Annotated in this window: 11 protein-coding genes; 5 read left to right on the top strand and 6 right to left on the bottom strand. The window is 73.2% G+C overall.

Annotated elements, in window-relative coordinates; all coding sequences use genetic code 11:
* On the top strand, positions 1 to 665 hold a 665-nt coding region (locus tag GTW43_RS06400; protein ID WP_161300648.1), incomplete at its 5' end, for an MFS transporter.
* Between the two features lie 199 nt (positions 666 to 864).
* Here the strand turns inward: GTW43_RS06400 and GTW43_RS06395 are convergent.
* From GTW43_RS06395 to GTW43_RS06385, 3 genes are all read right to left on the bottom strand, one after another.
* On the bottom strand, positions 865 to 1,659 hold the full coding sequence (locus GTW43_RS06395) for an SDR family oxidoreductase (RefSeq protein ID WP_161300647.1): 795 nt from the start codon (positions 1,657 to 1,659) through the stop codon (positions 865 to 867).
* 155 nt (positions 1,660 to 1,814) lie between these two features.
* Positions 1,815 to 2,363, bottom strand: a complete 549-nt coding sequence (locus GTW43_RS06390) for a YciI family protein (RefSeq protein ID WP_161300646.1) — start codon at positions 2,361 to 2,363, stop codon at positions 1,815 to 1,817.
* A gap of 19 nt (positions 2,364 to 2,382) precedes the next feature.
* Positions 2,383 to 2,970: a hypothetical protein gene (locus GTW43_RS06385; RefSeq protein ID WP_161300645.1), complete on the bottom strand. Its 588-nt coding sequence runs from the start codon at positions 2,968 to 2,970 to the stop codon at positions 2,383 to 2,385.
* Positions 2,971 to 3,420: 450 nt separating this feature from the next.
* Between GTW43_RS06385 and GTW43_RS06380 the strand changes: the two genes are divergently transcribed.
* Complete coding sequence (locus GTW43_RS06380) at positions 3,421 to 3,927, top strand: hypothetical protein (protein WP_161300644.1); 507 nt, start codon at positions 3,421 to 3,423, stop codon at positions 3,925 to 3,927.
* Positions 3,928 to 3,963: 36 nt separating this feature from the next.
* Here the strand turns inward: GTW43_RS06380 and GTW43_RS06375 are convergent, their stop codons facing one another.
* Positions 3,964 to 5,469 carry a SulP family inorganic anion transporter gene (locus tag GTW43_RS06375; protein WP_161300643.1) on the bottom strand — a complete coding sequence of 502 codons (1,506 nt, stop codon included), beginning with the start codon at positions 5,467 to 5,469 and terminating at the stop codon, positions 3,964 to 3,966.
* A 327-nt stretch (positions 5,470 to 5,796) separates the two neighbouring features.
* Here GTW43_RS06375 and GTW43_RS06370 point away from each other — a divergent pair, with 327 nt between their 5' ends.
* The gene (locus tag GTW43_RS06370; RefSeq protein ID WP_161300642.1) at positions 5,797 to 6,231 is read left to right on the top strand and encodes a MerR family transcriptional regulator; all 435 of its coding nucleotides are present in this window, start codon (positions 5,797 to 5,799) and stop codon (positions 6,229 to 6,231) included.
* Positions 6,232 to 6,241: 10 nt separating this feature from the next.
* On the opposite strand, the gene GTW43_RS06365 is transcribed toward GTW43_RS06370, so the two are convergent.
* Positions 6,242 to 7,027: an NPP1 family protein gene (locus GTW43_RS06365; protein WP_161300641.1), complete on the bottom strand. Its 786-nt coding sequence runs from the start codon at positions 7,025 to 7,027 to the stop codon at positions 6,242 to 6,244.
* Positions 7,028 to 7,327: 300 nt separating this feature from the next.
* On the opposite strand from GTW43_RS06365, the gene GTW43_RS06360 reads away from it, so the two are divergent.
* A complete protein-coding gene (locus GTW43_RS06360) occupies positions 7,328 to 8,551 on the top strand; it encodes a cytochrome P450 (RefSeq protein WP_161300640.1) in 1,224 nt (407 codons plus the stop codon).
* 27 nt (positions 8,552 to 8,578) lie between these two features.
* On the opposite strand, the gene GTW43_RS06355 is transcribed toward GTW43_RS06360, so the two are convergent.
* On the bottom strand, positions 8,579 to 9,502 hold the full coding sequence (locus GTW43_RS06355) for a patatin-like phospholipase family protein (RefSeq protein ID WP_161300639.1): 924 nt from the start codon (positions 9,500 to 9,502) through the stop codon (positions 8,579 to 8,581).
* 122 nt (positions 9,503 to 9,624) lie between these two features.
* Between GTW43_RS06355 and GTW43_RS06350 the strand changes: the two genes are divergently transcribed.
* The coding region (locus GTW43_RS06350) for a TetR/AcrR family transcriptional regulator (RefSeq protein WP_161300638.1) at positions 9,625 to 10,203 on the top strand (579 nt) is incomplete at its 3' end.

The following is a 10,203-nucleotide window of genomic DNA, read 5'->3' as shown; positions in this document are numbered from 1 at the left end:
TGGGCCGGGAGCCCGACAGCCGCTCCACCGGGGCGCGTTCCCCGCGCGGGCGGGACGACGTGCGGTCCTTCGTCCGGCTCTCGCTGGCCGTCGTCTGCCGTTCCGTCGTCTTCGTCGGCCTGAGCACCTTCGTCTCGCTCTACGCCCAGGAGCGGCTGCACGCCGGCGCCGGCGCCGGCGCGGGCAGCGCCGCGCTCTTCGTGCTCTTCGCCGGCGGGGCCGTGGGCTCCCTGCTCGGCGGGACGCTCGCCGAACGCTTCGACCGGGTCCGCGTCTGCCGCTGGGCCTACGTCCTGTCGACCGTCGCCGTCGCCGGACTGCTCGTCGTGCCCGGACCGGCCCTGTACGTCTTCGTCGCGCTCACGTCGGCCGGCCTGTACGTCCCGTTCTCGCTCCAGGTCACTCTGGGCCAGGACTACCTGCCGTCCCGGGTCGGCACCGCGAGCGGGGTCACGCTCGGACTGACCGTCAGCATCGGCGGACTGGCGGGCCCCGTGCTCGGCCGGATCGCCGACGCGGCGGGTCTGCGGACGGCGCTGCTTCCCCTGATCGTGATGCCTGTGCTGAGCTGGCTCTTCTTCCGCACCCTCCCGGAGCCGGACGCCTCGCGGCCGCCCGCTTCCGGCGACCCGTCAGCCGCGTCGACGCGCTCGGTCTCCGCGTGAGGGCGAGCGGACCGCGCGGGGGAGCGGGGCGGCGGACGGGCGGGTGCACGCCTGTGCGCGGGCGCTTCCGACGCCTTGTGGCGGACGAGAACGGTGTGGTGCAGTGGACGCCGCAGGGACGGAGTGCGGGGCACGGAGGGGATTCCGCACTCCACCCGCGAGCTCCGCGCAGGACCCCGGCCGAGGTCCGGGCACCGGCTCAGGGCAGGATCGCGTCCACGTAGCCGCCGTCCACACGCAGTGCCCCGCCCGTCGTCGCGCTCGCCTGTGCGGAGGCGAGGTACACCACCATGTGGGCGATCTCCTCGGGCTCGATCAGCCGTTGGATCAGGGACTGCGGCCGGTACTCGCGCATGAAGACCCGCTGCGCCTCGTCCCACGGCAGCTCCCGGTCGACGAGCCCGTACACGAAGTCCTCGACGCCGCCGGTGTGCGTCGGCCCGGCGATCACGGAGTTGACGGTCACTCCCGTGCCCGCGGCCTGCTTGGCGAAGCCCCGGGTCACCGCGAGCAGCGCCGTCTTCGACATCCCGTAGTGGATCATCTCGGCGGGGATCACGATCGCGGAGTCGCTCGCGATGTTCTGGATCCGCCCCCAGCCGCGCTCGGTCATGCCGGGCAGGTACTGCCGGACGAGCCGGACCGCGGCCAGCACGTTGACCTCGAAGTAGCGCCGCCATTCGGCGTCGCTGATCTCCAGCGGATCGGCCGAGTCGAAGACACCCAGGTTGTTGACGAGGACGTCGACGTGCGGCAGCGCCGCGGCGGCCTGTTCCGCGCCCTGCTCGGTGGTGACATCCGCGACGACCGGCACGAGGTCCGCGCCGGGTGCGTCGCCGCGGATCCGCGTGATCGCGGCCTCGACCCGGTCCTTCGCGCGGCCGTTGATCCCCACGGTCGCTCCGGAGCGGGCGAGACCCGTGGCGATGGCGGCGCCGATGCCCTGCGTCGATCCGGTGACCAGTGCGGTACGCCCCGACAGGTCGATCTGCATGCGTCCTGCTCCCTCGCGGTGGGTGGACAGGGCCCGGACAGGTGTGTGCGGGCGGGCAGCTGTGCACCGGGAGGCGCACACCGTCCCCACCCAGACTGCCCCGGTCGCGCCGGGCCGCAACTCCGCCCGCGCCCGCGCATCCCGCACCGCGGGGCTCAGCGCCGTCCGCCGCACTCCCACGGATGCACCTCGACGTGGTCCCACGGGCCCGCGCCCAGGACGGCGCGTGCGGTGTCGGCGTCCGGGGCGCGGACCAGCGCGGCCGTGCCCAGCCACGTCGTTCCGTCGTCCGCGAGCAGCGGCCCGAAGGCGAGCAGCTCCTCGCGCTCGGCGGGCACCGCGTACCGGGCCCCGGGGCCGGGCCCGAGCCCGATCACCGCGAACCTGTCCTCGCCCTCGAGGCCGCCCGCGAACTCCCACATGGTGCGGCCCAGTTCGTTGCGCCAGCGGCGCACCGTCACGTCGCGGTAGGCGCCCGCCCGGTAGCACGGCTCCTCGAAGGCGAAGGCCCACGCCGCCGCCAGGTCCGGCAGGTCGACGAGGTGCACGCTCCCCGCGAGCGACGCGCCGTCCGGTGTGTAGGTGGGACCCCGAGCGATCAGCTCCGCCGCGAACCCGTCCATGTACGCCCAGTGTTCCTCCACCATCGTCCGGCGGAGGGCGAGCGAGCCGGACCGGTCGCGGTGGTACACAAAGAACTCCATGTCGCAGCCCTCTCCGCCGTCAGGCGGTCTCCTGCGCGATCAGGGTGTACATCACCGAGCGCTGCTGCTTGTGGCGTTGGATGCGGCCCTTGGCGACGAGCGACTCCAGCGTGTTCCGCACGACCTGCGGGGTCGGGGTCCGGTCCGGGTGCTTCTCCAGGAGCTCGGCGCGCAGTTCCTTGGCGAGGCGCGGTTCCTCGTACTGCGCGAGGAGGCCGGTCAGCAGCTCGCCCAGGAGAGGGCGGGGCGTGTGGGCCGTGGCGGCCGTCTTCTTGCCGCGGCGCTTCCTGCCGGTCGCCGGGGAGGACGGGGCGGCCTTCGTCCTCGCCGGTGTCTTCGGCCGGGTCCTCGGCGCGGCGGGTGCAGGTGTCTCCCCGTCGGCACCTGCGTCGGCACCTGCGTCGGACCCCGCGTCGGACGCCGTGGCGGGGCGCGGGCCCGGGAAACGCTCGGTGAGACTGAGGATGTCGGTCAGCAGGGCCTCTTCCTGCTTCAACTGCGCGATGCTGTCGGTGAGTTCTTGCTGCCTGCGTCGGTTCTCCGCCAGATCCGAGGCGGCTTGTTCGACATACCGGGACCGGAGCGTCTCGGTGGATTGGCTGGCCATGTCCGGCTCACTCTCCCTAGTGCTGACGGGTGGCAGGCATGGTACAGCCGCCACATGTGCCGCAGCCTCCGAACAGGTGTGTGCCTATGCAGGTCCGTGAGCCGCCCCGCGCGCCCCTGGGTCGGAGGGGGAAGGGCGCCGGACGGGAGGGGAGTTGAGTGTGGCGGGCGCCGCGAGCGGGACGGCCCGCCACACCTCGGACCGACCGCATGGGGGAGACCGGCAGACATGTGTCCGAGTGCGTCAGACACGTGTCCCCGTGTGGAGGACGCGGAGACACCGGGAAACCTGTGCGCGACACGTACCCGGAAGCGACTCACCGCATTTCAAAACAAGTCCGGCGGTACTGGAACTGAACTCAGGTAAGGGACATCTTGGACGGTGACCGAACGCCGTCCGGGCGCTCCTCGCCCGGACGGCACCGCACGCTGTACGGGGAAGGCACTTCTGATGCACAAGAATCTGCGCGCTCGGCTGCTCGTCGCGGGCGCCGTCGCCGCGGCCCTCGGGCTTGCCGCCGTGACGCCCGCACTGGCCGCACCCGCGCCGTCCGGCGCTCCGCACGCCACGACCGTCGCACCCGCCTCCGTCCAGGGAGACCCGCGCGACGCGACCGACCGCGTGGCCGACTTCTACGGCGCCTACATCGACGCCGTGTGGAGCACGGACGACCCGGCCGCCGGCGCCCAGGCCAAGGCGCTCCGCGCGTTCTACCTCTCGCCCGCCGCGCGCAAGAAGGTCGCCGCGTACGAGGCCAGGGAGCACGCCGACGGCATTCTGTTCGCGCAGAACGTGCCGGTGAAGTGGGACGTCACGTACACGGGGTCGGGCGCCGGTCACTCGACCGCGCGCGTCACGCTGACGTGGAGCGAGGGGGAGCACCCCGAGGTCAGCAGGATCAAGGTGCGGTCCGACCTGGCGACTGGGAAGATCACCGACCTCGCCCAGACCGGCTGACCCGGCCCACAGCGCCCGACCGCCGGCCGTGTGCGCTCAGTGCCCCTTGGCCAGTTCGCCGCTGAGCTTGTCGTGGAGGTCGGCGCTGGGCGCGTTGAGGCCGGTGATCTGCACCTTCTTGCCGCGCTGGGCGTACTTGGCCTCGATCGCGTCCAGCGCGGCCACCGACGAGGCGTCCCAGATGTGCGTGGCGGACAGGTCGATGACCACCCGGTCGGGGTCGCCGGCGTAGTCGAACTGCGTGACGAGGTCGTTCGACGACGCGAAGAACAGCTCGCCGGACACCCGGTACACGGCCTGGCCGCCGTCGGGGTCGCGGACCGAGGTCACCTCGGCGAGACGGGCGACGCGGCGCGCGAAGATCACCATGGCGGTGACCGAGCCGACCACGACACCGATCGCGAGATTGCTCGTCGCGACCACGACCGCGACGGTGAGCACCATGACCGTGATCTCGCCGGCGGGCATCCGCCGCAGGGTCGCCGGAGCGACGGAGTGCCAGTCGAAGGTCGCGAACGACACCATCACCATCACGGCGACCAGCGCGGCCATCGGGATGTCCGAGACGAGCGGGCCGAACACGATGCACAGCACCATCAGGAACGCGCCCGCGAGGAACGTCGACAGGCGGGTGCGGGCGCCCGACACCTTCACGTTGATCATCGTCTGGCCGATCATCGCGCAGCCGCCCATGCCGCCGAAGAAGCCCGTGACGATGTTGGCGACGCCCTGCCCGATCGACTCCCTGGTCTTGTTCGAGCGCGTGTCCGTGATGTCGTCGACGAGCTTCGCCGTCATCAGCGACTCCATCAGACCCACCAGCGCCATCGCGAACGCGTAGGGCGCGATGACCGTCAGCGTGTGCCAGGTGAACGGCACGTCCGGCAGCCCGGGCGTCGGCAGGGACTGCGGCAGGGCGCCCTTGTCGCCGACCGTCGGCACCGCGATCCCCGCCGCGACGGTGATCACCGTCAGGACGGCGATGGACACCAGCGGGGCCGGCACGACGCGGGTGATGCGGGGGAACAGCACCATCAGCGCGAGTCCCGCCACGATCAGTGGGTACACCGGCCACGGCACGTCCGTCATCTCGGGCACCTGCGCCATGAAGATGAGGATCGCGAGCGCGTTGACGAAGCCGACCATCACGCTGCGCGGCACGAACCGCATCAGTCTCGCGACGCCGAGTGCGCCGAGCGTCACCTGGAACACGCCCGCGAGGATCACCGCCGCGACGAGATAGCCGAAGCCGTGCTCACGGTTGAGCGGGCCGATGACGAGCGCGACCGCGCCGGTCGCGGCCGAGATCATGGCGCGCCGTCCGCCGACGACCGAGATCGTGACCGCCATCGTGAACGCGGCGAACAGCCCGATCTGCGGATCGACATCCGCGATCAGCGAGAACGAGATGGCCTCCGGGATGAGGGCCAGCGCGACGACGAGACCGGCGAGCACCTCGGTGCGCCACACCTTCGGGTCGCGGATCCAGTGGGGCGCGAGGCCGCGCAGCCGCGCGGCGGGGGAGTGCGCAGAAGCAGACAAGAGAAGCGGTACCTGTCGTGGTCGGGCACGCCGTGGCAGGGCGGCGGCGTGCGGCAGGGCGCGGACGGACCGGCCGGTGGTCCGCGAGGCGAGCGGCGAACCGGCGCGCGGCTCAGCGGCGAGACGTCACGGCGGGCAGGCGGCGGCGCGGCACGACATGGGCATCCGCACGCTCTTTCCCGCAGGCTCGGTGGTCACCGGGGGCGGCGTCGGCTCCGGCACGATGGCACGGGTCGGCCACCCGGACCTCGTAGACTCTACCCTAACGTTAGAGTAGAGATGGCCGGGCCGGACCGTCCCGGTCGGCAGGGCGAGGAGGGCGGTCGCGTGAGCGGCGAGCACATGCAGATCGGCGAGGTCGCCGAGCGGACCGAGCTGTCGCTGCGCACCATCCGGCACTACGAGGACGCCGGTCTCGTCATCCCCTCCGCCCGCTCGCAGGGCGGCTTCCGGCTCTACACCGAGGCCGACGTCGCCCGCCTCATGGTGATCCGGCGCATGAAGCCGCTCGGGTTCACGCTGGACGAGATGCGTGACCTGCTCGACGCGACCGACCGGCTCGACGCGGGCCGTGCACTCCCGGCCGCCGAGCACGCCGAACTGCTCGAGCGGGTACGGGGCTTCGAGCGGGCGGCGCAGCGGCGGGTCGCCGACCTGCGCATCCAGCTGGCCCGCGCCGAGGAGTTCGCGGGAACCCTGGCCGGCCGCCTCACCGGCGCGCCGGCCCCGCAGACGGGGGCGGACGCACCGGCGGCGCGGTGAGCCGCGTGGCTCAGGCGTTCGGGTCGAAGGGGATCTCCGAGGGCTTCGCCGACGCGAGGTGAGAGGCGAAACTCGCGTCCTTCAGGCCGAAGTTGGCGCTCCCGAAGTCGTACGAGGCCAGGATGTCGCGCACACCCGGCGGATAACCGTTCCAGCCGACGAGCGGCGGGTACTGCCACGTGCCCTTGTGGTTCTCCGGTGGTTCGTCGTTGCCGTTGGCGAGCCGGAAGCAGTGCGTGCTGATGCCGTCCTTGTGATAGACGACCTTCGCGTGGCTGCCGTCGAAGCGGACGTCGGAGGCCGGGTGCACCGTGAACGAACCGTGGTTGGACGTCGACACGTAGCGCACGGCGTCGCCCTGCACCCACACCACGACATGCTCCCAGTCGTGCCGGTGCCCGCCCAGGCTGCTGCCCGCGAGGGCCTGGTCCTTCTCGAAGTAGAGGCCGTAGAGGTAGGCGCACCAGCCGTTGTTGCAGGTGGAGCGCACATAGCTGTTGGTGTTGTCCAGGTCGGAGGCGTCCCGGCAGTTGCCGTTCAGCGCTCCGGTGGGATCGAGTCCGCCGTTCACGGTCCCGTCCGGGCCGATGGCGGGCGTGGCGTAGCACCCGTCCGTGTCGTAGTCGAACGCCGGCTGGTAGGCGAACTCGGCGGCTTCGGCGTTGGCGGGCAGGGCCTGCGGCGGGGCCGCGAAGGCGACGGACGGAAAGGCGATCACGAGAGCGACGGCCCCCGTGAACCCGGACAGGCCGGTGAGCCACTTCCTGCGGTGCTTCTTCGACGACGGTGACGACACTGCGTCCTCCTCGTGGCGCGGACGTCGCAGCCGAACGGCTGTGGGGGGAAAGGGAGTTCAGCTTCCCGAGTTTTCATGTCCGCGACAAGATGGGGTCGGTGTCGCGCCGGTGACGCGCGAAGGAACGCCGCACCGCGAACGGCCTCACCGGCGCGCGCCCGCTGGCCCGAATGGGTCAGGCGGAATGCGGGCGCCGGGCGCGCCCGGCAGGCTTCCGTGACAGTCCGGGCACCGGGCGCCGGACGGCACAGGGCCCGCGGGCCGGCACACTCCCGGGCCGCACGAAGGGATGGATCGGCGATGACTCTCGAATCGACCGCGGCGCAGCCGGCGCCCGAGGTGCGCTTCTGGCCCGTCGACGACCTGGACCGGCTGACCCCGGACCCCTTCCTCGACGCGGTCCTGCGCGACGAGCCCGTCACCCGCATCCGGCTCCCGTACGGCGAGGGCCACGCCTGGCTCGTCACCCGCTACGACGACGTCCGCCTCGTGACCTCCGACCCGCGCTTCTCGCGGGAGCGGGTCGTGGGCCGCCCGGTGACGACGATGGCCCCGACCCCGGTCGCCTCGCACACGGCGGGGCTCCAGTACATCGACCCGCCCCGCCACACCGGTCTGCGCCGCGTCGTGGCCCGCGCCTTCACCGCGCGCAGCATGGAACGGCTGCGGCCGATGACGGAGCGCATCGCGCACCAGCTGCTCGACGCCATGGAGGAGTCGGGCTCGCCCGCAGACCTGATGGAGCATCTGCACACCCCGCTGCCGATCGCCGTCGTGTGCTGGTTCCTGGGTGTCGACGAGGGGGACTGGCGTGCCTGGGCGGGCCACTCCGAGGCCCTGCTGTCCCAGGCGGACGCGAAGGAGCGCAACCGCTCGGCACGCGAGACGACCCGCGCCCGCGTCGTGGACCTGCTGCGCCGGCGCCGGGACGAACCCGCGGAGGACCTCGCGACCGTCCTGGCCGCGGCGGCCGCGTCGGGCGAGATCACCGACGACGAGGCCGTCTCGCTCGCCATGGCCGTCTACGTCAGCGGCGGTCACGCGGTGCGCAACAACAGCGGCTCGATGATGTACGCCCTGCTCACCCACCCCGAACAGCTCGACCGGCTGCGCCGCGACCCGGGGCTGGTGCCCCGGGCGGTCGAGGAGCTGTACCGCTTCGTCCCGCACCGCAACGGCGTCGGCATCCCCCGGATCGCCCTCGAGGACGTCGAGCTGGGCGGCCACGTCATCAAGGAGGGCGACGTCGTCTACAACGCCTATGTCGCCGCCAATCGCGATCCGGCCGCCTTCCCCGACCCGGACGCCCTCGACTTCGACCGCGAGGGACCCGGGCATCTCGCCTTCGGCTTCGGCCCGCACTTCTGTCTGGCCTCGCTCATGGCCCGCATGGAGGCGGACGTGATGATCACGACGGTGCTCGGCCGCTTCCCGGAGCTGCGCCTCGCCGTGCCGGGCGACCGGGTCGAGTTCCAGCGGGAGGGGCTGATCCGGGGGCCGCGGTCCCTCCCGGTCGCCTGGTGACCCCCCGGCGACCGTGCCGTCCGCCGGTCAGCCGTGTGCCCTGCGCCGAGGGGCGTCCGGGGTCGCCGCCCCGTCCAGGAGCGCGAGGACGGACGCGGCGGCTGCCGTGCCCTGGGCGTGGCCCGCTGCGGCGGAGTCCGCGCGGCGGTCGTTCGCCGTCATGTCGCGGCCCATCGCGTGCCGGGCGCCGTCGTCGGGGGTCAGCAGCCGGACGGCCGTGCCCCGCGCGATGAGGTCCGCGGCCTGCCGCGCGGCGTGCGGATGCGGGCCGATCGCCGACGGCAGCGGTGTCACGGCGAGGATCCGGCCGTGGTCGTGGGCGAGCCGGAACGGGGTGCTGGAGCGGCTGCCGCCGTCGATCCAGCGGCGGCCGCCCGCGGTGACCGGCGGCCAGACCAGGGGCACGGCGCAGCTCGCCGCCACCGCCTCGACGAGGGGCACTCCCGCGTCCCGGTCGAAGCCGCCCTCCTGCCCGGTGGACGCCTCGACCGCGGCGATGCGCAAGGGGCGCCCGGGCCAGTCCCGCACCCCGCCCAGCAGGGTGCACACGGCGTCGAGCACCTCCGACTCGGGGCAGGTGCGGGCGGCGAGCGCGGCCCGGCCCAGGTTCCGTGCGGCGCGGTCGGGGCGGCGGGAGCGTGCCGCCGCCCACAGGAACCGCAGCGTCTGTCCCAGGGTGACGTCGAGGTCGATGCGGTCGGCTCCCGCGAGCTGCCGGTCGTAGAGCGCGCGGGCGGACTCGCCGGACGCGAGCCGCGCGCCGAAGACCGCCCCGGCGGAGGCGCCCGTCACGAGGTCGAACCGGTCGAGGTCCACGCCCGCCCCGGCGAGCCCGGCCAGGACCCCGGTCAGCCAGGCGCCGCCCACGGGCCCGCCCCCGCCGAGCACGAGGGCCGAGCGGGCGTCCGGACGCGGCGCCGGCGTGCTCCCGGTCTGCGGTACGTCGTCCATGCGTCCTCCTGAGGTGACCGCGTACATCAAACGGGGAGTAGTCCCCGTTTCTCTTCCGGACGATAGCATCACGGCCGGGGGCACTCCCCGGGAGCCGGAACAGGGACGGGTCGGAGGCAGGAATGACCACCGGGGAGCACCGTGCGGACGTGCCGCGCAGGCGGGACGCGCGACGCAACCGCGAGCTGCTGGTCGCGTCGGCCCGCGAGGTCTTCGGCGAGCAGGGTCTCGAGGCGCCGCTCGACGTCATCGCGCGCCGGGCCGGAGTGGGCAACGCGACGCTCTACCGGCACTTCCCGACCCGGGTCGCCCTGGTCGACGCGGTGTTCCGGGACCAGCTGACCGGCACGATCGACGCGGGCGAGCGGGCACGCACGGCGCCGGACGCGTGGGCGGCGCTGGCCGGGTACCTCGACGCCGTCTTCGCCGTGCTCGCCGCCGACCGCGGCACCAATGACCTGATGACCACCGGCCTGCGCGGCGTCGAGGCGCTGGACGCCGTCCACGCGCACAACCGCGAGACGCTCGACGTGCTCCTCGAGCGCGGCCGCGCGCAGGGGTCCGTGCGGCCGGACGCCACGGTCGAGGACGTCCTGTTCTCCCTGGCCGCGCTCGGCCGCGCCGTCCCGGCACTGACGTCCGTCGCGCCCGACGCGTGGCGCCGGCCCCTCGCGCTGCTCCTCGACGGACTGCGCCGCCCA

Source organism: Streptomyces sp. SID5785 (assembly GCF_009870065.1).
Classification (GTDB): Bacteria; Actinomycetota; Actinomycetes; order Streptomycetales; family Streptomycetaceae; genus Streptomyces.
The sequence above is the reverse complement of the archived record's forward strand: the minus strand, read 5'-3'. Positions and strand labels throughout refer to the sequence as shown.

Excerpts from the sequence above, each read along its gene's own strand:
- GTW43_RS06390 (WP_161300646.1), bottom strand. The coding sequence starts at position 2,363 with ATGGAGTTCTTTGTGTACCACCGCGACCGGTCCGGCTCGCTCGCCCTC.
- GTW43_RS06380 (WP_161300644.1), top strand. The coding sequence starts at position 3,421 with ATGCACAAGAATCTGCGCGCTCGGCTGCTCGTCGCGGGCGCCGTCGCC.
- GTW43_RS06355 (WP_161300639.1), bottom strand. The coding sequence starts at position 9,502 with ATGGACGACGTACCGCAGACCGGGAGCACGCCGGCGCCGCGTCCGGAC.
- GTW43_RS06385 (WP_161300645.1), bottom strand. The coding sequence starts at position 2,970 with ATGGCCAGCCAATCCACCGAGACGCTCCGGTCCCGGTATGTCGAACAA.
- GTW43_RS06360 (WP_161300640.1), top strand. The coding sequence starts at position 7,328 with ATGACTCTCGAATCGACCGCGGCGCAGCCGGCGCCCGAGGTGCGCTTC.
- GTW43_RS06395 (WP_161300647.1), bottom strand. The coding sequence starts at position 1,659 with ATGCAGATCGACCTGTCGGGGCGTACCGCACTGGTCACCGGATCGACG.